The organism is Bifidobacterium favimelis, from assembly GCF_037963085.1.
GTDB classification, from domain to species: Bacteria; Actinomycetota; Actinomycetes; order Actinomycetales; family Bifidobacteriaceae; genus Bombiscardovia; species Bombiscardovia favimelis.
Genome location: NZ_JBANDZ010000001.1, coordinates 1,359,615 through 1,383,335, shown reverse-complemented (window position 1 = coordinate 1,383,335; position 23,721 = coordinate 1,359,615). Strand labels below are relative to the sequence as shown.

The 23,721-nt window shown below is 64.9% G+C and carries 13 protein-coding genes; 10 read left to right on the top strand and 3 right to left on the bottom strand.

Annotated elements, in window-relative coordinates; genetic code table 11:
- Positions 1–5: 5 nt before the first annotated feature.
- The gene (gene xseA / locus V6584_RS05585; RefSeq protein ID WP_340469491.1) at positions 6–1,301 is read right to left on the bottom strand and encodes an exodeoxyribonuclease VII large subunit; all 1,296 of its coding nucleotides are present in this window, start codon (positions 1,299–1,301) and stop codon (positions 6–8) included.
- Between the two features lie 455 nt (positions 1,302–1,756).
- On the opposite strand from xseA, the gene V6584_RS05580 reads away from it, so the two are divergent.
- Both V6584_RS05580 and V6584_RS05575 read left to right on the top strand, forming a co-directional pair.
- Positions 1,757–7,264, top strand: coding sequence for an acyl-CoA dehydratase activase-related protein (locus V6584_RS05580; protein WP_340469490.1), 5,508 nt, complete (start codon positions 1,757–1,759; stop codon positions 7,262–7,264).
- A 97-nt stretch (positions 7,265–7,361) separates the two neighbouring features.
- On the top strand, positions 7,362–8,009 hold the full coding sequence (locus V6584_RS05575; protein ID WP_340469489.1) for a sugar O-acetyltransferase: 648 nt from the start codon (positions 7,362–7,364) through the stop codon (positions 8,007–8,009).
- Positions 8,010–8,079: 70 nt separating this feature from the next.
- On the opposite strand, the gene V6584_RS05570 is transcribed toward V6584_RS05575, so the two are convergent.
- Positions 8,080–8,697: a TetR/AcrR family transcriptional regulator gene (locus tag V6584_RS05570; RefSeq protein WP_340469488.1), complete on the bottom strand. Its 618-nt coding sequence runs from the start codon at positions 8,695–8,697 to the stop codon at positions 8,080–8,082.
- Between the two features lie 313 nt (positions 8,698–9,010).
- Here V6584_RS05570 and V6584_RS05565 point away from each other — a divergent pair, with 313 nt between their 5' ends.
- From V6584_RS05565 to V6584_RS05555, 3 genes are all read left to right on the top strand, one after another.
- Positions 9,011–10,447 (top strand): glycoside hydrolase family 30 protein, encoded by a 1,437-nt coding sequence (locus V6584_RS05565; RefSeq protein ID WP_340469487.1) that lies wholly within the window; start codon positions 9,011–9,013, stop codon positions 10,445–10,447.
- Between the two features lie 34 nt (positions 10,448–10,481).
- Positions 10,482–12,578 (top strand): beta-galactosidase, encoded by a 2,097-nt coding sequence (locus tag V6584_RS05560; protein WP_340469486.1) that lies wholly within the window; start codon positions 10,482–10,484, stop codon positions 12,576–12,578.
- Positions 12,579–12,662: 84 nt separating this feature from the next.
- Positions 12,663–13,934 carry a glutamate-cysteine ligase family protein gene (locus V6584_RS05555; RefSeq protein ID WP_340469485.1) on the top strand — a complete coding sequence of 424 codons (1,272 nt, stop codon included), beginning with the start codon at positions 12,663–12,665 and terminating at the stop codon, positions 13,932–13,934.
- 104 nt (positions 13,935–14,038) lie between these two features.
- Here V6584_RS05555 and V6584_RS05550 read toward each other — a convergent pair whose 3' ends face one another.
- Positions 14,039–14,662: a TetR/AcrR family transcriptional regulator gene (locus tag V6584_RS05550; protein WP_340469484.1), complete on the bottom strand. Its 624-nt coding sequence runs from the start codon at positions 14,660–14,662 to the stop codon at positions 14,039–14,041.
- A gap of 302 nt (positions 14,663–14,964) precedes the next feature.
- On the opposite strand from V6584_RS05550, the gene V6584_RS05545 reads away from it, so the two are divergent.
- The 5 genes from V6584_RS05545 to V6584_RS05525 all read left to right on the top strand — a co-directional run bounded on the left by V6584_RS05545 (position 14,965) and on the right by V6584_RS05525 (position 23,711).
- Positions 14,965–17,217, top strand: a complete 2,253-nt coding sequence (locus V6584_RS05545; protein ID WP_340469482.1) for an exo-alpha-(1->6)-L-arabinopyranosidase — start codon at positions 14,965–14,967, stop codon at positions 17,215–17,217.
- Between the two features lie 133 nt (positions 17,218–17,350).
- Positions 17,351–19,675 carry a glycoside hydrolase family 3 N-terminal domain-containing protein gene (locus tag V6584_RS05540; protein ID WP_404802604.1) on the top strand — a complete coding sequence of 775 codons (2,325 nt, stop codon included), beginning with the start codon at positions 17,351–17,353 and terminating at the stop codon, positions 19,673–19,675.
- A gap of 462 nt (positions 19,676–20,137) precedes the next feature.
- Positions 20,138–21,091: an ABC transporter permease gene (locus tag V6584_RS05535; RefSeq protein WP_340469481.1), complete on the top strand. Its 954-nt coding sequence runs from the start codon at positions 20,138–20,140 to the stop codon at positions 21,089–21,091.
- Positions 21,092–21,100: 9 nt separating this feature from the next.
- Complete coding sequence (locus tag V6584_RS05530; protein ID WP_340469480.1) at positions 21,101–22,012, top strand: carbohydrate ABC transporter permease; 912 nt, start codon at positions 21,101–21,103, stop codon at positions 22,010–22,012.
- Between the two features lie 43 nt (positions 22,013–22,055).
- Positions 22,056–23,711, top strand: coding sequence for a type 2 periplasmic-binding domain-containing protein (locus tag V6584_RS05525; protein WP_340469479.1), 1,656 nt, complete (start codon positions 22,056–22,058; stop codon positions 23,709–23,711).
- Positions 23,712–23,721 lie beyond the last annotated feature (10 nt).

Genomic DNA, 23,721 nt, shown 5'->3' with positions numbered 1-23,721 from the left:
TCCGGTCACTCGGCGGAGGCCAGGGCCTCGGCCTCGATCCGTCCCCGCCTGACCGTGATCGAGAGCCTGTCTCCGGCCTGAACCTGGTCGGCCTGGCTGATCACCTTTCCGTCCGCCGCTTGGAGGACGGCGTATCCCCTGTTCAGGGTTGACTGGGGGGAGAGGGCGGTCAAGGTGGACTGGAGTTTCTCGACCGTCAGGGAGGCATCGTCCGTTATCCGTCTCAGGGCGATGTCCAGATGGACCCTGGCGTCGTCCACGAAGCGTTGGGGCTTGTCCAGCATGGTCTCCGGCCTGGTCAGGCTGGGCCTGTTGGCGTAGCCCTCGACCAGGCGGGTTTCCGTCTCCACCAGGGAACGTATCCGGGTGTCGATCCGGTGCCTGGCCTCCTCGATGATCTCACCCTGTTCGACCACGTCGGGCACGACCCGCTTGGCGGCATCCGTGGGGGTGGAGGCCCTGAGGTCGGCGGCCAGGTCGATCAGGGTCCAGTCGTCCTCGTGGCCGATTGCCGAGACGATGGGGGTGCGGCAGGCGGCCGTGGCCCTGACTACGGACTCGTCGGAAAAACCGAGCAGGTCTTCGAAACTCCCCCCGCCCCTGGCCACGATGATCACGTCCACGTCCGGGTCGGCATCCAGTTTCTGTATGGCCGCCACCACCTCCGGCGGGCACTGCGGCCCCTGAACGTGGGCATGGACCACGGTGAATTCGATGGTGGGCCAGCGCAGGCGGGCGTTGGTGATCACATCCCCCTCCGCCCTGGCCTGCGGTGCGCAGACCAGGCCGATCCTTGCGGGGAACTCGGGCAGGGGCACCTTGTTCTCCGCATCGAAGAGGCCCTCGCCCTTGAGCCGCCGCCTGAGCTCTTCTATCTGCGCCTTCAGATCGCCGGTGCCCACCCGGCGGATCTCGTCGGCCATGAAGCTCAGTCTGGTCTGCTTGACCCAGAGGTCCGGCCGCCCATGGACCACGACCCGGTCGCCCTGACGGAACTGCCTGGCCTGGGTGGCGAAGGTGCGGAAGCCCATGACGGACAGCGAGATGTCTTCAAAGTTGTCGCGCACCGTCAGGTAGGCGGATCCCGCCCTGCGGGTGTTGATCTCGACGATCTGGCCCTCCACCCAGGCTCCTGGCCACTTGGCCACGGCATCGTGGTATTTCTGGCTGAGAACGCTCACGGGCCAGGGGTCGTCGGCCCTGGTGTCCCTGGCCAATCTGGGCAGCTGGTCCAGGGGCCTGGGCATGAGACCCCCCTGGCCGCCGCCGGTGGCCATCGGCGAATCCATCCCTGTGCGCATATCCCACCTCCGGAAAACTATGCCGCCGGATTGTCCCCGTGTCTGTGATTCCCCGCTCCGCGCCTTCCTGCCGTTCGGAAGGAGGCTGGGGGTGGAATCGGGTGGGGCGGCATGACTACCCCAGATTCCCCCGACTCGGGGACATTCCTAAAGTCCCAGGATCTTCTTCCCGCCGCAGGAGGGCCATGTTCGCCTCTGGCATATCGCCTGCCGGGTTCTGGGCCCGCGGCGGCGGGATTCCCCGACTTCTTCCGGGCGGACAAGACACCGGGCTGGCCGTGCAGGCCGGCTGTGGACCCGCCGTGCCATCCCCGCAATCCCTGCCAGGTCGGGGGTCGCCGCCGCCTGTTTCCTCCGCCGGAGGCTGTAGCATTCATGTAAGAACCGGGGCCGCTGTGGGCCGCCTCAACGAAGGGGCCCTCCGGTCCGGCAGTTTCGAGATTGAGGTTGTGTATATGGCGCAGGATGTCGACGGCCGCCGTCGTCATGAGGGCACTGAACCCGGTGATATGCTCCGCGTGGGTCTGGATATAGGGTCAACGACCGTCAAGGCAGTCGTCCTCGGCAGGTCAGACGATCTGGACCAGGCACTTTTCAGCGACTACCGCCGCCACCACGCCAATGTCAGGCAGTGTGTGGCCGAGCTGGTCACCGATATACGCCTGTCCCTCTCCCGCAAGGACCTGGCAGACAACCCCATCAGCATGGTCATCACCGGGTCCGGGGGCCTGGAGCTGGCCAAGCAGCTCGGCGCCGAATTCGCACAGGAGGTCATAGCCGAGACCGAGGCCATCAACGCCACCTACCCCGAGGGGGATGTGATCATAGAGCTGGGCGGGGAGGACGCCAAGATCACCTACCTGAAGCCCACACCGGAGCAGAGGATGAACGGTTCCTGCGCCGGAGGGACCGGGGCCTTCATAGATCAGATGGCCACCCTGCTGAACACCGATGCCTCCGGGCTCAACGAGATGGCCTCCCGCTACCAGACGATCTATCCGATCGCCTCCCGCTGCGGGGTCTTCGCCAAGTCCGACCTCCAGCCCCTGATCAACGACGGGGCCGCCAAGGAGGACCTGGCGGCTTCCATCTTCAACGCCGTCGCCACCCAGACCATTTCCGGCCTGGCCTGCGGCCGCCCCATCCGTGGGAACGTGGTCTTCCTCGGAGGTCCCCTCTTCTTCATGAGCGAGCTGAGGGAGGCCTTCAAACGCCTCCTCCAGGGTCGGGTCAGTCGCTACATAACCCCGGAGAACGCCCACCTTTACGTGGCCTATGGGGCCGCCATCATAGCCGGTCAGAAGGGCGGGGCCGCCGATGAGGGCCATGAGGTCAGGAGCGACTACTCGGCCGCCACGGATGTGAACGATCCCTTCGGTCCCGCCTGGGGGCTGGATGAGGACGAGGTCAGGCAGGCCCGGTCCGAACGGGCCACCCCACTGGAGAAGATGGCCCTTGGCGATGCCATGACCGACGGGCGCAGCACCCTCACCCTGGCCTCGAAGGATGCGGGCGGGCCGCAGGGTGCCGGCAGGGCCTCAGGAGGCGACCGCGCGGAGGAAGGGGAGGTCGGCGACGGTTTCGACCTGACCTCCCTGACCGGGATATTGGATGCCCTGGATAATCTGGAGGGCATGCCCTCCACGGCCCGCACGCTGCGCCCCCTCTTTCTGGATGATGGGGAGAAGGAGGCCTTCGATGCCAGGCACGGGGCCGAAGCGATCCCGACCGGTGACCTGTCCGGTGCCCACGGGCCCCATTTCCTGGGGATAGACGCGGGCAGCACAACCATAAAGGCCGTTCTCATCAACGACGACAAGACCATCGTCTGGTCCACCTACGGGGTCCACAAGGACAGCCCCCTGGTGGCTGCGGCCGACATCGTCCGCCAGGTACGCCGGGCCCTGCCCGAGGGCGCTTACATAGCCCGGGGTTGCGCCACCGGTTATGGGGAGGGGTTGATCACGGCGGGCCTGCACGTGGACGAGGGCGTGGTCGAGACCATGGCCCATTACCGGGCCGCCGAGGAGATCAGCCCGGGCGTCACCTCGGTGATCGACATCGGCGGTCAGGACATGAAGTACATAGCCGTCAACGACGGGGTCATCGACTCCATCTGCGTGAACGAGGCCTGCTCCGCAGGCTGCGGATCCTTCCTGCAGACCTTCGCCCAGTCCATGGGGATCAGCATCCAGGAATTCACCAGACAGGCGCTGGCCTCGAAGGCCCCGGTGGACCTTGGCTCGCGCTGCACGGTCTTCATGAACTCCTCGGTCAAGCAGGCCCAGAAGGAGGGGGCCAGCCCGGAGGACATCGCCGCCGGCCTGTGTTACTCGGTGGTCCGCAATGCCCTTTACAAGGTCATCAAGCTGCGCGACGCCAACGCCCTGGGACCCATCGTCGTGGTCCAGGGGGGCACCTTCCTCAACGACGCCGTTTTGAGGGCCTTCGAACTCCTGACCGGCCGCCAGGTCACCAGGCCCAACATCGCCGGCCTCATGGGGGCATACGGAGCCGCCCTGACGGCCCGGATGCACTGCCCTCAGAATGACGAGGCCAGGCAGGAGGCCGGACAGGAGGCCAAGCCGGCGGGCAAGGACCAGCCCAAGCTCAAGGCCACCCCGGTCACTTCCAACCGCGCCGGCGGCGCCGGAGGGCCAAGCGGGTCCACGGCCGTCCCGGCCGCCCATGAGGATCCCGGCTTCCGGGCCACCTATCCCGGCCTCCACTTCGAGAAAGGCCACGTGGTCAGTTCGATCCTGGCAGGGGACCAGCTGGACCACCTGTCCATGACCACCTCCCATGACATCTGCAAGCTCTGCCAGAACCACTGCAAGCTGACCATCACCGAGTTCGAGGATGGGGGCCGCTATGTCACCGGGAACCGGTGCGAGCGGGGCGGTGACAAGAACAAGAAGCGCTCCGACCGGCCCAACCTCTACGACTTCAAGTACAAGAGGGCCTTCGCCTACCGCCGGCTGACCCCCGACAAGGCCACCCGGGGCGACATAGGCATACCCCGGGTGCTCAACATGTATGAGGACTACCCCTTCTGGTTCACCCTCCTGACCTCCCTGGGCTTCAGGGTCATGATCTCCGGGCGTTCCGACCACGAGCTCTTCGAGAGCGGGATGGAGTCGATCGCCTCCGAGAACATCTGCTACCCGGCCAAGCTGGTCCACGGCCACATTCATTCCCTCCTGGACAAGGGGGTCAAGACCATCTTCTACCCCTGCGTCACCTATGAGCAGGAGCTGGTGCCGGATACGGACAACCACTACAACTGCCCCATCGTCGCCAACTACCCCGTGGTCATCGAAGCGAACATGCCCGAGCTCAAGGAGGAGGGGGTCCGCTTCATGCGGCCCTACTTCAACCTTTCCAACAGGGAGAAGATGGTCGAGCGGATCGTCAAGGTCTTCGACTGGGCCGACGTGAGCGAGGAGGAGGCCCGGGTGGCCGTCCAGGAGGCCTACCGGGAGGATGCACGTTTCAAGGAGGACGTCCGTCAGGAGGGCCTGCGCGCCCTGGCCTACATGCAGGAGTACGGGGTCAAGGGGGTGGTCCTCTCCGGGCGGCCTTACCACGTGGACCCGGAGATCAACCATGGCATTCCCGAAACCATATGCGCCCTGGGCATGGTCGTGCTTTCGGAGGATTCCATCTGTGAGCTGGACGTGCACGACCTGCCCAAGCTCAGCGACTACGTCATATCGGATGCGGGGGAGAGGGCCATCTCCTCCAACAATCCCAACGCCAAGGAGTTCCGCAAGACGGTCCCCACCTTCCCCGACGACCACCGGAAGATGCCGCTGAGGGTGACCGACCAGTGGGCCTACCACTCCCGTCTCTATGCGGCGGCCCGTTTCGTCTCCGAGTACCCCGACCTCCAGCTGGTCCAGCTGGTCAGCTTCGGCTGCGGGGTGGATGCCATAACCACCGACCAGGTGCAGGAGATCCTGGCCGACAAGGGAGACGTCTACACCCAGCTCAAGATCGACGAGGTGTCGAACCTGGGCGCAGCCAAGATCCGCCTGCGTTCCCTGAAGGCGGCCATGGACGAGCGCCACCAGCGTGATGACGAACGGCGTGATGACGAACGGCGCGACTCCGGCCGGTCCGGTCCGCGGGATTCCAAGAAGGAGCCGGCCCGGGAGGGGGACCAGGGCTTCAAGCCGACGACAGCCCGGAAGATAACCCTGGATGCCCGCAAGGCCGACATCGTCACATTGGCCCGTTTCGTTGCCCTGCATGACATGAGCGGACGCGGATTGATCCAGGCCCACCCCCTGGGGATGTCCTCTGTCGGGCAGAGAGAGGCCAGGGTCCAGGCTGCACGGCGGGAGGGGCAGGCGGCATCCGTTCCTGCCGGCACCGATGCCGGGCCGACCGCCGGCGGGGCTGGGAAGGGCGCGGATGTGCCTGCCGGCGTCAGCGGGATGGACCGGAGCCTGGCCATCGGCCACGGGAACGCCAATGACGCCTCAGACACCGCCGACATCAAGCCCAGCCTGTCCAAGTACGCCCGCCAGCATCCTTTCACCAAGGCGATGGGACACAAGTACACGGTGGTGGCCCCCCAGATGTCGCCCATCCACTTCTCCCTCCTGGAGTCGGTCTTCGCCAGCGCAGACTACCATTTCGAGCTGCTCAAGCATGCCACTCCGGAGGACATCAACACCGGGGTCAAGTATGTCAACAACGACGCCTGCTTCCCCGCCATCATCGTCGTCGGGCAGTTGGTCAACGCCTTCCTGTCCGGCCGGTTCGACCCCCACCACTGCGCGGTCATCGTGACCCAGACGGGTGGGATGTGCCGGGCCACGAACTACTACGGCCTCCTGCGCAAGGCCCTGGCCGATGCGGGTTACGGCTACGTCCCCATCATCACCCTCAGCGTCCAGGGCTTCCGGGCCAACCCCGGCCTGCAGGTGACCCCGGCCCTGCTCCACAGGGCGGTCAAGGCCTTCTATCTGGGCGATGCCATGATCGAGTGCCTGCTCAGGGTCCGCCCTTATGAGCAGGAACCCGGGTCGGCCAACCGCCTTTACAAACTCTGGGACACCATATGTCGGGAGACCATAGAGCATCACGGTTACTCGAAGACCGCAAAGAAGACCTATGGGAGGGGATACCTTCCTTACCCGACCCTGATGAAGCGGATGATAAGGGCCTTCGACGAGCTCCCCCTGCGCGACATCCCCCGCAAGCCGCGCGTGGGCGTGGTGGGGGAGATCCTGGTCAAGTACCACCCGGACGCCAACAACCATGTGGTCGACCTGATCGAGGAACAGGGTTGCGAGGCGGACCTGCCGGGGGTCTGCGAGTTCATGGTCAACGGGATATCCAATGCCGAATGGAACGAGGAGATGCTGGGCACCGGTGGGCAGGTGGGCGTCAAGAAGATCGTCCTGAAGGCGGCCGACGCCTATCGGGAGCCTATGATCGCCGGGTACAAGGCCTCCCATGGCAAGTTCGACATCCCAGCGCACATCAGCGAACTGAGGGAGAAGGCCGCCTCGGTCACCTCCCTTGGGGTCCAGGCCGGCGAGGGCTGGCTGCTCACCGGCGAGATAATCGAGCTGATAGAATCCGGGGCACCCAACATCATCTGCGCCCAACCCTTCGCCTGCCTGCCCAACCATGTGACCGGGAGGGGCATGTTCGGCAAGATCAGGAGGGAATACCCCGAGGCCAACATCGTTTCCATCGATTATGACCCGGGTGCCTCCGAGGCGAACCAGCTCAACCGGATCAAGCTGATGATCTCCACCGCCAAGAAGAACATGACCGAAGGCGGGGGTCCCCGGGGGGCCATGACAGGTAAGGAGAGCCCCCTGTCGGCATCTCCTCAGGGGGAACCTGACGAGGGTGGGCATCCCGGCGTCAACGAGGGCATGGGGGCAGAAGGTCCCGATCCCATGGAAGAGGAAAGGGTGCCGGAGCGCCTTCGGATGTCGTGATGGCCTGTGTCCCGATGGGGCCGGGCAGGACCGTTGGCATCGTGCGGCCGTCAGGCCTGCGCAACCGTCGCCATGCGAGGATGGAAGGAATCCGATTATGACCACACGCGAGGAGATCATGCGGCTCCTGGACACGGGCCGGATGTACATAGCTGACACCCCTGAGATGAAGGAGGTGCAGAACGCCCAGCAGGACCTCATCTGGGACTTCAACGCCTGCCGGCCCAGCCAGGTGGAAACCAGGACGGACCTCTGCAGGCGCATCTTCGCCACCTTCGGACAGGGCAGCTGGCTGGAGGGGCCCATCAAGGCCAATTGGGGATGCAACACCTCCTGGGGGAGCGGTTGCTATGCCAATTTCAACCTCGTCCTGGTCGATGACGGGCGGATCACCATCGGCGACCACACCCTCATGGGGCCCAACGTCACGATAGTCACGACGGGCCATGCCATACGCCCCGATGTCAGGGCCACCGGCGCACCGCAGTTCACGGTGCCTGTGACTGTGGGGGAGAACGTCTGGATAGGTGCCGGCGTGACGGTCATGCCCGGGGTGACGATAGGCGACGACAGCGTCATCGGCGCCCAATCCCTGGTGACCAAGGACATCCCGGCCGGGGTCGTGGCCTTTGGGAATCCTTGCAGGGTCGTGCGTCCGATCGGCCCCCACGATTATGAGTACTTCTGGAAGGACAGGAGGTTCGAGCCCCCCTTCGATGCCATCCCCTACCTTCCGCAGCAGTAGGGGTGACTCCCCCCCCCCAGGAGGGTCTCCCTGCCCGGGCAGGGACGGACGGGGCGGGCCGAACGGCCCCCTAAAGCAGACCCCGCCACTGGGGGAGGGGGAAGAGGATGGCCTCGAACCTTGACCACTCGTCGACATAGTCGATGAGGGGAAGGTGCAGGAGGCGGACCTGTATGCCGTCCATGGCCTCAAGGCTCATCCGGATAAGCCCGGGCATGTCCCCGGCCCAATCCAGGCCGGGCGGAAGGGCCCAGGGGAAGCGGGAATAACTCTCCCACACCCTGCTGGGCCTGGTGACGAAGTAGTCGTGGAGGGGGTGGGAGGGGTCGACCGCTTCGGTCTGCAGAACCGTGTACAACTTGACCAGCTGCGGCTGTGCGGCGTTGTGCTCCACCAGAAATCTGAAATATGCCGGCAGGTGGGGGTGCCCGGGATCGCTTCCCCGCCTGCCGGAGCGCAGGAAGACATCGGGTGTGCCGTCCACGTCGTAAAGGTCGGTGACCAGGAGGGAGAGCAGGCCGGCCTTGTTGCCCACGTAATGCAGGAGTCCCGGCTGCGAGATCCCCACCCGGTCTGCCACCTCCCTGAGGGTGACCCCCTTGTATCCCTTTTCCCCCAGCAATTCAGCGGCAGCCTCGACTATCTGGCGTCGGCGGACCTGCGGCGACATGCGTATCCTGGTCGGCATCCGTCACCTCCTCGGTTGCGCCCTGGCCGGGCGGTCTTTTCCTCCACAATAGCCGTGGCGGCGGGAGGTCGGAACCCATGCGGATCAGGCGGCGGACGCCCCGCAGCCCCGCGCAGGAGATGACAGCCGGACCGCCAGGGTCGCATCCTCATACCGCCGACCGCGGCTCCTGCACAGGAGGCTGACAGGCGCGGTCAGGGGGAAGGACCGGGATTTGACAGGTGGATGCGGCGGACGTTAAATATCTATATCTAACAGCTGGTAGATAGAGTCAGGCCCGGACCAGGATGTCCGGGAGGGAGGCCTTGGAACCATGACGGTATCGGCAATGGGAGGCAACAGGGAAACGAGCCGGCGGCAAGGGGACGGGGCCGCTGCCGGTCGGCCCGGACAGGGGGGCGAAGGGTCCCGGAGGTGGATTCAGACAACACCCGACCGCCCCCTGTCACATGACCCGCTGCCGGTCGGGCCCGTTGACGGCCCTGCCGACCTGGAGGCCGACGGGCGCATGCTCCAAAGCCTGCGCGGATTCGGCGGCTGTTTCAACGAACTCGGCTGGATGGCCCTCAGTGCGCTTGACGGGGAGACCCGGGAGGCGGCCCTGGCCGATCTCTTCAGCCATGAAGGCCTTGACCTGGGCTTCAACCGGACCCCGGTGGGGGCCAACGACTTCGCCTCCTCCTGGTACAGCTACGACGAAACCCCCGGTGATTGGGACCTGCACGATTTCAGCCTATCCCGTGACGAGGAGGCAATCATCCCTTACATCCGGGCGGCACAGGCCTTCCAGCCCGGCATGGGACTCTTCGCCTCCCCCTGGAGCCCTCCCACCTGGATGAAGAACCCTCCCGTATACAACTACGGCAGGATCGTCATGGACCGGCGCAACCTGGAAACCTATGCCCGTTACCTGCTCAGGTACGTGGAGGGGTACCGGGAGCGGGGCATCCGCATAGACCAGCTCCACGTGCAGAACGAGGTCTTCGCCGACCAGAAGTTCCCCTCCTGCCTGTGGTCCAGCGATGACATGCGCATCTTCATCAGGGACTACCTGGGTCCGCTCTTCCATGAGCGGGCCCCGCAGACCGCCATCTTCCTGGGCACGCTGAACGGGCCGACCGACATGGCCTTCACCCCCTCCGGCATGGCTCTGGACAACTACAACCGTTACGTCGACAACATCCTCTTCGATGACGAATGCCGCCGGTACATATCAGGCATCGGCTACCAGTGGGAGGGGAGGAACGAGATAGAACGGACCCACCGCTCCTGGCCCGAAATCGAGTTGGAGCAGACCGAGTCCGAGTGCGGAACGGGAGACAACAGCTGGGAATATGCCGAATACATCTTCGGTCTGATCAACCGTTACCTGACGGCTGGTGCCACCTGCTACACCTATTGGAACATGGCCCTGGACCAATCGGCCGTCAGCACCTGGGGGTGGAGGCAGAACTCCCTTCTCACCGTGGACCGCCAGGCCGGGGTCTACAGAAGGAACCCCGAATACTACGTCATGCGCCATTTCTCCCACTATGTGCACCCGGGCGCCCGCCTGCTCGAGACCGGCGGGCATTTCGGTTCCCTGGCCCTGGCCTTCGCCAACCCCGACGGGAGTCGGGTTGTCGTGGCCCAGAACCCGCTGGACCGCCCCCTCCGCTTCGCCTTCGCCGACCGGTCGGACCCTGCTGTGCGGGCCGCCGGCTTCGACGTCACCCTTCAACCCCGTTCCTTCAACACCTTCATCCTGTGAGGGGCAGACCGACATCCACCAGGAGGCAGATCAGATGACAGACCAGGCAGGACAGCGGTTCCCGGCGACGGACCATGTGATCTTCGGGGCGGCCTACTACGACGAGTACATGCCCGTGGACCGCCTGGACCAGGATATGGAGATGATGAAGGCGGCCGGCATCAACACCATCCGCATAGCCGAGTCCACCTGGGGGACCCTGGAGCCCCAACCCGGCGTCTTCGACTTCACCCATGTCGACCGGGTCCTCAAGGCGGCCGGGCGGTTCGGCATCGACGTGATCGTCGGGACCCCCACCTACGCCCTTCCCACCTGGCTGGCCCGGATGCACCCCGAGGTCCTGGCCGTGACCGACCACGGCCGACTGCCCTACGGCCCCCGTCAGAACATGGACATAGTCAACCCCACCTTCCTTTATTACGCCGAGCGGGTCATCCGCCGCCTGGTTGCCCACGTGGCCGGCCAGCCCAGGGTCATCGGCTACCAGGTGGACAACGAGACCAAGTACTACGACTCCGTCAGCCCTGACATGCAGGCCCTTTTCGTCAAGTACCTGAGGGAGGAGTTCCACGACGACCTGGACGCCTTGAACCGGGAGTTCGGGCTCGACTACTGGTCCAACCGGGTGGATGCCTGGGAGGACTTCCCCGACGTCGCCGGGACCGTCAACGCCTCCCTGGGGGCCGAGTTCGACCGCTTCCGCCGTGGGCAGGTCTCCCGCTACCTGGCCTGGCAGGCCTCGATCGTCCGTGAGTACGCCCGGGAGGACCAGTTCATCACCCACAACTTCGATTTCGACTGGTCGCCCGGCTGGTCATACGGCCTGCAGCCGGTTGTGGACCACTTCCAGGCCGCCTCCTGCCTGGACCTGGCGGGGGCGGACATCTACCATCCCAGCGAGGACGGACTGACCGGCAAGGAGATCGCCTTCTGCGGGGACCTGACCCGCTCGCTCAGGCAGGGAGCCAACTACCTGGTCCTGGAGACCGATGCCCAGGGGCAGAACGGATGGCTGCCCTACCCCGGTCAGCTCAGGCTCCAGGCATACAGCCACCTGGCCAGCGGGGCCGAGGGGGTCATGTACTGGCACTGGCACTCCACCCACAACGCCTTCGAGACCTACTGGAAGGGGCTGCTCTCCCAGGACTTCGAACCCAACCCCACCTACGATGAGGCCGGGGTCTTCGGCAGGCAGGTGGCCGACCGGAGGGTGGGCCGCCGGCTCATCCACATGACCAAGCACAACCGGGTGGCCCTGATGGTCGGCAACGACTCACTGACCGCCCTGGACCGCTTCTCCCTGGAGACCGGCTTCCCCAGGCAGAAGGGGATGGCCTCATACAACGACGTGGTACGCAGGGTCTACGACGCCCTCTTCGAACTGAACATCGAATGCGATTTCATCCAGGAGACGGCGGGGCGGGACCTGCTCGCCGCCTATGACCTGGTCATCGTCCCCTCCCTCTACAGCGCTGGAGAGGAGACCCTCAACGACCTTGAAGCCTACGTGCGCGGGGGCGGTCATCTGGTGGCCACCCTGCGCTCCTTCGTGGCCGACCGCCACCTGAAGGTCTGGCATGACCGTGCCCCCCACCTGCTGACCGGGGTCTTCGGAATGACCTGCAACCAGTTCACCCGTCCCCGCAACCTCAATGTGAAGCCCAGGGGGGAGGGGTGGGAGGGCCCCGACTGCCAGGCCCTGATCGAGCTGCTCAAGCCTGCCGCCGGAACCCGTGTGCTGGCCTCATACGACCATCCCGTCTGGGGCTCGTATGCGGCCGTGACCCTCCACCCCCATGGCAGGGGGGAGGCCGAGTGGATCGGCACCCTCCCCTCGTCCGACCTGATGAAGGACCTGCTGGGCCAGGCTGCGGACAGGGCGGGCCTGGACGGCGCAGGCCGCCGCCTGGCAGGCAGGATATGCCTGCGTGAGGGCGAGAACGACCAGGGAGAGCACCTGACCTACCTCCTGAACTACCGGCCGGAGGGGGTCACCATACCATCCCCCTGTTCAGGCGAACTCCTTGTCCATGGGGGCCAGGCGGGTCAGGGCGAAAGGGTCGGTGAAGGCCAGGCCCTGAACATCGGCCCCTGGGACCTGGCCGTCATAGCCGGCGGACCCCAGGGCTGAGCCGGCATCCCCGGCAGGGCGGAGATTGCTCCGCAGGGGGGAATCTCCGCGTTTCCCCCGGGGGCTGGGTAGACTGAGGGGGTGATGAAGAGGCACAGAGTTTCTTACGCCCATCTGGGTGCACAGGTCAACCCCAAACACGTGGCCAGCCTGGTCGACTACTTCCGTTCGGGGTGCAAGCCGTCCGCCGACTTCCGTTACGGGGTCGAAATCGAACACCTTCCGGTGCGCACGGCGGACGACAGCGCCGCCGGCTACTACGGGCAGGACGGGGTCGAGGCCCTCCTCATGGGACTGCGGCCCTACTACCGGCCCGGGCGCGAGCACTGGGAGGAGGGCCACCTCCTTGGTCTGGGCAGGGATCTGATGGAGGTCTCTGTGGAGCCGGGGGGCCAGGTCGAGTCATCCATAGGCCCCTTCCGCACCCTGGGGGAGCTGGATGACCTCTACCAGTCCTTCCGCCAGGAGTTGGATCCGATCGCCGAACGGCTGGGCTTCCGCCTGGTCAACTACGGCTATCAGCCCCGTTCCGGCTATGCCGACCTCCGCGTGGTCCCCAAGGCCCGTTATGCGGCCATGACCGACTACCTGGGCCGGCTGGGCCAATACGGCCTGTGCATGATGAGGTGCTCGGCCTCGACCCAGGTCAGCATCGACTACAGTGATGAGGCTGATGCCGTGGCCAAGCTCCGTGTGGGGACGGCGTTGGGACCTGTGATCTCATGGTTCTTCAAGAACTCCCCATACTTTGAGGGGGGCCCCAACCCCTACCCCCTCCTGAGGCAGCGGATCTGGGACTTCACCGACTTCCAGAGGACCAACCTGATACCTGGACTCTTCGATCCAGCCTTCGGCTGGGAGGACTACGCGGTGGATGTCCTGTCCACCCCGCTCATGTACGTGGATCTGACCCATACGCCCGAGGCGGCCGGCATGGCAGTGGGCGGGCAGACCCGGGTGGCCTTCAGGGACAACGCCGCCGAAGTCTATCCTGACCGTCCCCTGAACGACTATGAGGCGGCGCACATCCTGTCCACCCACTTCAACGACGTCCGCCTGAAGAAGATCGTCGAACTCAGGCACTGGGACTCCCTCCCCATCGCCCGTGCCGCCCGGTTGACCAAGGCGGTGGGTGACGACTTCTACGACCGGGGCCGGTTCGACAGGCTGGTGGACTTCTGTTCCGGGCTGAGCGAGGCCGACGTCTTCGCCGCCAAGGCCGACCTCCAGGCCAGGGGGTCCCAGGCCAGGCCCTATGGCAGACCCCTGGATGAGTGGGGGAGCCTGCTGGGCCTGGAGGACACCCTGGCGGACCTTCCCGGTGACCCGGCCCATCCCGACGTCTTCCAGGTCTGAGTCCGGCCTGCCGTTGCACCTTGCCATCAGGAAATCCGGACGGGCCGACCCCGCCGGATGCGCAGGGGGGCTGTCCGGCCGACCATGAAGACCGGCAGGGTGCGTCAGCGGTAGCCTTCCCAGGTGGGCAGGGGGAAGATCACGTCCTCGCATTCGGCCCAGAGTCTGTTCAGGTCGCGGCCCGGGGTGCGCAGCCACCGCAGCTGTATCCCGTCCATCATGCTGTACCCCGCCTGGAGGAGGGGGCGCAGGTCCGTGCCCTCCGGAAGGGCCCACCGGACGTTCATCGCCGTGTCTATGCCGGCGCGCTCGCGGTCTTCGAAGTAGGCGTGCGCGGGGTGGCGCGGGTCCAGGGCCTCTGCGCTCAGGGTGGAGAACATGTGGACCAGGGCGGGCCGCCGGGCGTTGATGGCCACCACCTGCCGCCACATCTCGGCCAGGAGGGGGCGGTCGGTCCCCCTGATCAGGCGGTCCACCACCTGGTTGGTCTCTGAGTCGTATATTTCGCTCATGACCAGGCGCAGGAGGCCCTCCTTGCTGCCCACGTGGTGGAGGACGCCGGCCTTGGTCATGTGGACCCGGTCGGCTATACCCTGCAGGGTGGTCCCGTAGTATCCCCTCATGCCGAACGAGGCGACCGCCGCCTCGATGATGGCCTTGCGGCTGTCCCGCCCCCGCCCGCCGGAAGACTCGTCCTCCCGGCGGCCCCTTCCCTCGTTCCCAGCCATCCCAGCCTCTTTCCGCCCCCGGAGCCCGGCCCCCGCCCGGTCGAGAGCCTGTTTATATGAAGATTACCAACCATATGGTTACCTGTGAATCCGCGCGTCGGTGGTGTGTCGAGTCTATGAAAATGCTAGTCTACCTACCAATTGGTCAGTGGGTGGGGTGGTCCTTCGAAAACCGCCCGCCTCACCGGATGCCGGCAGGGTCGCGTGGGCCGGTGGATGGCCCCGCCCGCTGGCCGCAAAAGATAAGGTGAAAGGGCATGCAAGAGGGCATGTCCCCGGCAAGGAAGCATGGAGGGAACGGCATGAGCGACACACAATACCCCAGCGTCAAGGATCTGACCCTTGAGGAGAAGGCCAGCCTGACATCCGGCGAGGATGCCTGGCACCTGCAGTCGGTGGAGGGCAAGGGGATCCCCGGGTACATGATCACCGACGGACCCCACGGCCTGCGCAAGTCCGACAGCACCACGGGCAATGTGGACGTGAACCATTCCGTCCCCGCCACCTGCTTCCCGCCCGCGGCAGGCATGTCCAGCTCCTGGGACCCCGAACTGGCCGACCGGGTGGGCCGCGCCATGGCCGAGGAGTGCATCCAGGAGAAGGTGGCGGTCATCCTGGGCCCCGGGGTCAACATCAAGCGCAACCCCCTGGGAGGACGTTGCTTCGAGTTCTGGTCGGAGGACCCCTTCCTGGCAGGTCACGAGGCCGCGGGCATCGTCACCGGAGTCCAGTCCCAGGGGATAGGGACCTCCCTCAAGCATTTCGCCGTCAACAACCAGGAGACCAACCGCATGCATGTGTCGGCCCGGGTGGGTCAGCGGGCCCTGCGTGAAATCTACCTGCCCGCCTTCGAGCACATCGTCAAGACCGCTCAGCCCTGGACGGTCATGTGCGCCTACAACCGGGTCAACGGGGTCCACGCCGCCCAGGACAGCTGGCTGCTGACCAAGGTCCTGAGGGACGAGTGGGGGTTCAAGGGAATCGTCATGAGCGATTGGGGGGCCGATCATGACAGGGTGGCCTCCCTCAACGCCGGCCTCAACCTGGAGATGCCCCCCAGTTTCACCGACGACCAGGTGGTCAAGGCCGTGCGTGAGGGCCGTCTGTCCGAAGACCAGCTGGACCGGATGGCCCAGGGGATGATCGACCTGGTGGAGAAGGCCCGGCCGGCCATGGGGAAGGAGGGCTACCGCTACGACGTGGAAGCCCACAACCAGGTGGCCCGCCAGGCCGCTCTCGAATCCATGGTCCTGCTCAAGAACGAGGACGGGATACTGCCGGTGAGACAGGGGGAGAAGGTGGCCGTGATCGGCGAGTTCGCCCGCACCCCCCGCTACCAGGGCGGCGGTTCCTCACACATCACGCCGACCAGGTTGAGCAGCTTCCTCGATGCCGTCCGCGAGAGGGGGGAGGCCGTCGACTTCGTCCCCGGCTTCACCCTTGATGATGCCGCCCAGGACCGGGCCTTGAGCGACCAGGCCCTCGAGGCGGCCTCCAAGGCCGACAAGGTCCTCCTCTTCATGGGTCTGCCGGAGGAGGCCGAATCCGAAGGATTCGACAGGACCACCCTTGACCTTCCCGCCAAGCAGGTCGACCTCCTCAAGGCGATCGCCGGGGTCAACGCGAACGTGGCCGTCATCCTCTCCAACGGGTCCGTGGTCTCCCTGGCACCGTGGAGGGATCAGGCCAAGGGGATCATGGAGTCCTGGCTGCTGGGCCAGGACGGCGGCCAGGCCCTGGCCGATGTGATCTACGGGGATGTCTCCCCGTCCGGCAAACTGGCCCAGACCATCCCCATGGACCTGGACGACGACCCCACCATGGTCAACTGGCCGGGAGAGGAAGGGCATGTCGACTACGGGGAGGGGATCTACGTGGGCTACCGATACTACGACACCTTCCACAAGCAGGTGGCCTACCCCTTCGGCTTCGGGCTGAGCTACGCGGATTTCAGGATCGACGGGGTCAGCGCCCAGGCCGACGGGAAGGGCGGAGTGCAGGTGAAGGCCCGGGTGAGCAACCTGTCCGACGTGGACGGGGCCGAGGTCGTCCAGGTCTACGTCGCACCTCACTCCCGGCGCGTCTCCCGGCCGGCACATGAGCTCAAGGGGTTCAAGAGGGTCTTCCTCAAGGCCGGGCACAGCGCCGAAATCGCCATCGACCTGGACGCACGTGCCTTCGCGTACTGGTCGGAGGCTTATGGGGACTGGCATGTGGAGGGGGGCACCTACGGAATCCAGGTCGGTTCCTCCAGCCGTGACATCAGTGCCCAAGTGGACCTTGACCTGCCCGATGACGGCAAGCGCCTCCCCCTGGACGAGTGGTCCACCCTGCGCGAGTGGGAGGATGACCCGGTGGGAGGTCCCATCGTCGACAAGATGAAGGCCGAGGGGGAGGCCGGCCGCCTGCCCCGGGTGGACGAAGGTGACGATTCGCCCGCCTCCTTCCTCGCAGGCATGCCTATCAACTCCTTCTCCGTTCTGGCCGGGAAGGACGGCACCAAGCTGACCTCCTTCCTCCTGGACGAGTACGCCAGGCAGACCGGGACCAAGTGAAGGAAGAGCCGGGGGGCAGGTCCCCGGTGCGGGGGAGGGCGGCCGGTTCCTGACCGTGCCGGCGCCCTTCCCCGCGGTGAACGAGAAGTGACGACATTCGACCAATCAAGTGAAGGTTCAAGGAGGAACGACGATGACGAAGGCGGCAGGCGAGGGGCAGAGGCCACTGAAGGGGATGCCCTACCAGGATCCGGGGCGACCTGAGGGGGAGCGCACCCAGGACCTTCTGTCCAGGATGACCCTGGAGGAGAAGGTCGGTCAGATGATGCAGCTTGAGGGGAGGGGCGACCGCCTTTCCGAACTGATACAGGGGAGGCATGTGGGGTCAATCCTCCACACCGGCCCGGATGACCTGCCCAGGGCCCTGACGATGGCGGTCGAGGAGACCCGTCTGGGCATCCCGCTGATCGTGGGCGACGACTGCATCCACGGGTACTCCTTCTGGCCCGGCGCGACCATCTTCCCCAGCCAGCTGGGCATGGCGGTCTCCTGGGATCCGGAGAAGGTCCGCCAAGCGGCCAGGGTGACGGCCGAGGAGGTCTCGGCCACCGGGGTCCACTGGACCTTCTCCCCGGTCCTCTGCATCGGCAGGGACACACGGTGGGGGCGGGTGGACGAGACCTTCGGTGAGGACCCCCTCCTGATCGGTGACCTGGCCTCGGCCATGGTCAAGGGGTACCAGGGGGGAGCCAGGGCCGGCCAGCCCCTTCCCAAGGATGCCATCATGGCCTGCGCCAAGCATTTCGCAGGCTACTCCGAGACCCAGGGCGGCCGTGACGCCAGCGAGGCCGACCTCTCCCACCGCAAGCTCATGTCCTGGTTCCTCCCACCCTTCGAGCGGGTGGCACGGGAGGGCTGTGGATCCTTCATGCTGGGTTATGAGGCCATCGACGGAACACCCGTCACCTTCAACCGCTGGCTCCTGGATGAGGTGCTCCGTGGGCAGTGGGGCTACAAGGGGATGCTGGTGACCGACTGGGACAACGTGGGCCGTTCCGTCTGGGAGCAGCACATAGAGCCCGACTACACCCGGGCCGCGGCCGATGCTGTCAAGGCCGGCAACGACCTGATGATGACCACGCCGCAGTTCTATGAGGGGGCCCTGGAGGCCGTCCGCACCGGCCTGCTGGAGGAGGGCCAGTTGGACCAGGCCGTCGGCAGGATCCTGGCGGTCAAATTCCGGTTGGGCCTGTTTGAAGACCCCCGCCTGCCCGACAGGGAGAGGATTGCGAGGGTCATCGGCTGCGAGGAGCACAGGAGGGCCAATCTGGAGTTGACCCGTGAATCGGTAGTACTCCTGAGGAACAACGGTTCCCTCCCCCTGAAGACATCCACCTCCGGAAGGTTGGCCCTCGTTGGGCCCCTGGCCGACGAGGCCCAGGGCCAGCTGGGCGACTGGGCCGGCGCCTCGGGCCAGGTGGCCTGGATGCGTCAGGGCCAGCCCAGGGAGATGATCACCACGGTCCGCGACGGGCTGGCCTCCCTCCTGCCAGAGGGTTGGCAGGTGGACTATGCCAAGGGGGCGGACATCATCACCATGGTCGAAGATCCGGCCGGCCCCACCTTCCCCGATGGTCAGCCCAGGCCCAAGATCGCCCAATCGGCCCCCACCGACCAGGCCCAGTTGGACCAGGCCGTCCAGGCGGCGAGGAGGGCGGACGCCGTTGTGGCCGTGGTGGGAGACCTGGTCCAGCTGGTGGGGGAGGGCCGGTCCACGGCAACCCTTGAACTGATGGGAGGTCAGAAGGACCTGATCAGGTCGCTGGTCGCGGTCTGCCGGGAGGAGGGAAAGCCCCTCTGCCTGGTCCTGATGAGTTCCAAACCCTTGGTCCTGCCGGCCGAGGCCGACCTGGCCGACTCATTGATCTGGGCCCCCAGCCCCGGCATGGAGGGTGGCCGTGCCATAGCCGAAGTGATTCTGGGACTGACCGAGCCCTCCGGCCGTCTGCCCATATCCATGCCCCGGCATGTGGGCCAACTGCCCGTCTATTACAACCGGATCCGTGGGCAGCATGGGTCCCGCTATGCCGACCTGACCCAGGATCCCGCCTTCGTCTTCGGCCAGGGCCTGTCGTACACCACCTTCGAATACGGGCAGCCGACCATCGATGGTGGGTCGGGGCCCTTCACCCCGGATCAGGTGATCCATGTCAGCGTCCCCCTGACCAACACCGGCGACCGGCCGGGTGTGGAGGTCGTCCAGGCCTATGTCAAGGATCTGGTCACCTCGGTCACCTGGGCCGAGCGGGAGCTCAAAGCCTACCGGAGGGTCGGGTTGAAGCCGGGGCAGACCGTCCAGGTCCACCTGGACATCCCCGTCTCCGCCTGTTCCATCGTCGATGCCTCCGCCAGGCGAGTCGTCGAAGATGGGGAGTTCGACCTTCTGATCGGGCATTCCTCCCGGGAGGAGGACCTCCAGGCGGTCCGGTTCAGTGTGACCGGGGCCGACACCATCTGAGGGGTTTCACAGCGATAGCATCCAATCAATGAATCCGGCCCTGGCGGGGCTGTGCAGTCGGCATTCCGGCCGGCACACAGGGCCGCCGGGGCCGGATTCGTTTGACTTCACGGGATCCCGGCCCCTGGGCGCGGCAGCCATGGAGGGGTCTGCCCTCCATGGCTGCCGCCATGTCTTCCATCACCTTTTCGCGCTTTTCCGCACCTTGCAGCCACTTCGCACCTTGCAGCCACTTCGCACCTTGCAGCCACTTCGCACCCTCCCCCCGGAGTCACCTCGCAATCTGCGCAAGTTGGAGGCTGTCAGGCTTTGACTGATTACTTACTCATGAGTAAGATAAATCCCGTAAGTGGAAAACCAACCAGGTTCGTATGGGGCGGCAGGCCGCGCAGGAGCGGTCCGGCCCCCCGGACCGCCCCTCGATGTTGAAGGGCGGTGAAGGCGAAAGGAGCAAGGTTGCAAATGGAATCCATACCTGTCATGACCACATCCAGGGGGGAGGGGCGCATAAGCCGCTGGTTCGCCCGATTCAGGCACCAGTGGCAGCTTCAGGCCATGATCGCCCCCGGTCTCCTCTTCATGGTGGTCTTCAATTTCATACCGATCTACGGCCTGGTCCTGGCCTTCAAAAACTACACCGTCGTCGACACCATAGGTGACTCCCCCTGGGTCGGCCTGGACAACTTCCGGATCATCCTTTCGGACAAGTACTTCTGGGATTCCGTGTGGAACACCCTGGGGATCAGCGCCATCAAACTGGTCCTGGGCTTCATCCTCCCCATCATCCTGGCCATCATGATCTATGAGGTCCCCTGGGGGCCCTTCAAGAAGATCGTGCAGACCCTGACCTACCTGCCCCACTTCTTCTCATGGATCATACTGGGCGGCATGATGATCAGCTGGCTCTCCTCCAACGGCCTGCTCAACCAGATCCTGCAGCTGTTCGGCTTCCATGCCGACATGAACTATCTCCTGGAGGCCGGCAAGTACTGGGGCATAGCCTCCCTGTCGGACGTGTGGAAGGAGGCCGGTTGGGGGACCATCCTCTACCTGGCCGTGATGTCCAACATCGACCCCTCCCTCTACGAGGCCGCAGAGATGGACGGGGCCTCCAAGATGCAACGGATATGGCACATCACCCTGCCCGAAATCAGCGGGATGATCACGCTCAACCTGATCCTGTCCGTCTCAAGCCTCTTCAATTCCAATCTTGACCAGACCCTGGTCCTGATGAACTCGCAGAACCAGCCCAAGGCCGAGGTGATCAACTCATACGTCTACCGGATGGGCCTGACCCAGGGCGACTTCTCATACGCCACGGCCGTCGGCCTGGGGGTCTCCGTCATATCGGTCATCCTCCTGGTGGCCACCAACCTGTTGAGCAAGAAGCTCAACGACAACCAGTCGGTGCTCTGAGGAGGGATCATGTCAACAGTCATGCAAGACAAGGGCTCCATCGCCCCGGCCAGGCGGATACGACACAACTCGGCCGCCTTCACCATCATCAACTGCACACTCCTGGTGGTCTTCACCCTCCTCATCGTCGTACCCGTGTGGAACATCGTCATCTCCTCCTTCTCCTCCTCCAAGGCCCTGGGCGAGGGGGTCGCCTTCTGGCCCAAGGAGTTCTCACTGGACAATTACACCTATGTCCTCAAGGACAAGACCATGTGGAACGCCCTGTTCATCTCGGTGGCCAAGACCGGGGTGGGAGTGGTCTGCCACACCCTCTTCTGCGCCCTCTTCGCCTACCCGATGAGCAAGGCCTACCTGGCCGGCCGCAAGCTTTACTCGGCCATGGGAATCGTGACCATGTTCTTCTCAGGGGGGATGATCCCCACCTTCCTCCTGATCAAGTCACTGGGATTGCTCAACACCTTCTGGGTCTATATAATCCCCGCCCTCTTCAGCTATTACGACATCATCATCCTGATGAACTTCTTCAGGCAGATCCCCGACTCTCTGATGGAGTCGGCCCGGATCGACGGTGCCAGCGAGTGGAGGGTCTTCCGTTCGGTGGTCCTTCCCCTGTCCATGCCTGGAATCGCCACCATCGGCCTCTTCCACGGGGTGGCCCAGTGGAACGACTTCATGACCACCAAGCTCTATGTCAACAACGAGGCCCTCTACCCCCTCCAGATGCGCCTGTACGACATCATCGTCCAATCCCAGGCGGCGACGCAGAACGCCAACATGGGTCACCTGGTCCTGGACACGACCTCGCGCGGGGTCAGGCTGTCGACGATCATCATCACCGTCCTGCCCATCCTGGTCCTTTACCCCTTCGTGCAGAGGTATTTCATCAGCGGATCCATGGCCGGCGCGGTCAAGGGCTGACCGGGACTCACCCATACGAGCGACAAGAGCTAAGGAGCACTTCATGGCAAGGAAAACGATTGCGTGCAAGAGGCTGAGGGCCCTGTGCGCCACGGTCACGGCCCTGGCGGCCCTGGGGGGCATGTCGGCCTGCGGGATCGACAACAGCTACACATCCAACACGGTGGCCCAGCTGCCGGCCCCGGCCTACAAGCCCTCGGCGGACGAGCCGGCCTGGAAGACCGACGACCGCAAGGACAACAAGCTCCTGTGGTACGTCAACGCCGACTGGTGGAACAAGTCATTCGGCAAGGACATGATAACCAGTCAGATCAAAAAGGACCTGAACCTGGACATCGAGTTCGTCACGGGAGACGACAGCAAGCTCAACACCTACTTCGCCGGCGGCGACCTGCCGGACCTGGTCACCGTCCTGGACGCCAACTCCCGCGTGGTCAAGGCGGCCAAGAACTGGGCCTACCCGCTTGACGACCTGGCCGACAAGTACGACCCTTACTTCCACAAGGTCACCGCCAAGCAGACGCTTGACTGGTACCGGCAGGACGACGGGAAGACCTATGGATACCCTTCCTATTCCAACACTGAAGAGGACTACAAGGACGGAACGGTCCACGCCTCCAGCGGCTTCGTCATCCGCAAGGACGTCCTGGCGGCCATCGGCAGGCAGGACTTCACGACCCCGGAGGGCTTCCTGGCGGGGATGAAAGCCATCAAGGAGAAGTTCCCCGACCTGATCCCCTTCGGTTTCAACGAATTCAACGGGACCAACTCCTCTCTGGATGTGACCCTCCAGAACATGCTGGGGGTGCCGACCACCTCGGCCGTCCACCGCTTCTATGACAGGAGGTCCGACAAGGACTACCTGACCTGGCTGGACACCTTCCGCCAGCTGCATGCCGCCGGAGGCATATCCGACGACTCCTTCGCAGATGACGGCGACGCCTTCAACGAGAAGATCCAGTCGGGCAAGTACGCCAGCATGTTCATAGCCAGTGTGGTAAACCATGGGCTTTGGCTGCAGACCTGGGCCTCCGCCAACCCCGACAAGCAGTACATCGCCATCGACGGGGTGCGCAGCACCCAGGGACGAAAACCGACCCTGACCGATGCCGGCCTGAGCGGATGGACCATCAACTTCATCAGCAAGGGCTGCCGGAACCCCTCCAAGGCCATCCAGGTCTTCACCTACCTCCTGAGCGACTACGGGCAGATGCTGGTCAACTACGGCTTCGAGGGCAAGACCTACACCCGGGACCCTGACGGGACGGTCCGGTGGACACCCGAGGCCAACAAGGTCCGACTGAGCGACAGCAAGAAGTGGCAGAATGAATACCGCATGGCCGAGTTCGTCCTTTTCGGCCACGACCGCTACAAGGCGCTCAACCCGGAGTCCTTCACCGATGCCGTCAGGCAGATCCAGTCCTTCGGCCAACCCTGGCTGACCACCCAGTACGAGATAGAGAACATAGCCCCGGACCAGGGCACCCTGCAGGCCCGTTCCAACTCGGCGATCGAGACCAAGTGGTCCACGATATTGGTCTCCCTGATCAGGAGCGGGTCGGAGGAGGACTTCCGACAACTGGTGGACCAGTACCACCGGTTCCAGAAGGACAACCGGATCGATGAGATCAACGCGATCCGGGACGGGAAGATCGCTGCCAACCTGGAGCGGGTCAAGGGTTCCCTTCCCAAGGACTGAGCCGATGGCG

Coding starts and splice junctions, on each gene's coding strand:
- V6584_RS05580 (WP_340469490.1), top strand. CDS start 1,757: ATGGCGCAGGATGTCGACGGCCGCCGTCGTCATGAGGGCACTGAACCC.
- V6584_RS05530 (WP_340469480.1), top strand. CDS start 21,101: ATGTCAACAGTCATGCAAGACAAGGGCTCCATCGCCCCGGCCAGGCGG.
- V6584_RS05540 (WP_404802604.1), top strand. CDS start 17,351: ATGACGAAGGCGGCAGGCGAGGGGCAGAGGCCACTGAAGGGGATGCCC.
- V6584_RS05560 (WP_340469486.1), top strand. CDS start 10,482: ATGACAGACCAGGCAGGACAGCGGTTCCCGGCGACGGACCATGTGATC.
- V6584_RS05570 (WP_340469488.1), bottom strand. CDS start 8,697: ATGCCGACCAGGATACGCATGTCGCCGCAGGTCCGCCGACGCCAGATA.
- V6584_RS05575 (WP_340469489.1), top strand. CDS start 7,362: ATGACCACACGCGAGGAGATCATGCGGCTCCTGGACACGGGCCGGATG.
- V6584_RS05550 (WP_340469484.1), bottom strand. CDS start 14,662: ATGGCTGGGAACGAGGGAAGGGGCCGCCGGGAGGACGAGTCTTCCGGC.
- V6584_RS05535 (WP_340469481.1), top strand. CDS start 20,138: ATGGAATCCATACCTGTCATGACCACATCCAGGGGGGAGGGGCGCATA.
- V6584_RS05525 (WP_340469479.1), top strand. CDS start 22,056: ATGGCAAGGAAAACGATTGCGTGCAAGAGGCTGAGGGCCCTGTGCGCC.
- V6584_RS05555 (WP_340469485.1), top strand. CDS start 12,663: ATGAAGAGGCACAGAGTTTCTTACGCCCATCTGGGTGCACAGGTCAAC.
- V6584_RS05545 (WP_340469482.1), top strand. CDS start 14,965: ATGAGCGACACACAATACCCCAGCGTCAAGGATCTGACCCTTGAGGAG.
- V6584_RS05565 (WP_340469487.1), top strand. CDS start 9,011: ATGACGGTATCGGCAATGGGAGGCAACAGGGAAACGAGCCGGCGGCAA.
- xseA (WP_340469491.1), bottom strand. CDS start 1,301: ATGCGCACAGGGATGGATTCGCCGATGGCCACCGGCGGCGGCCAGGGG.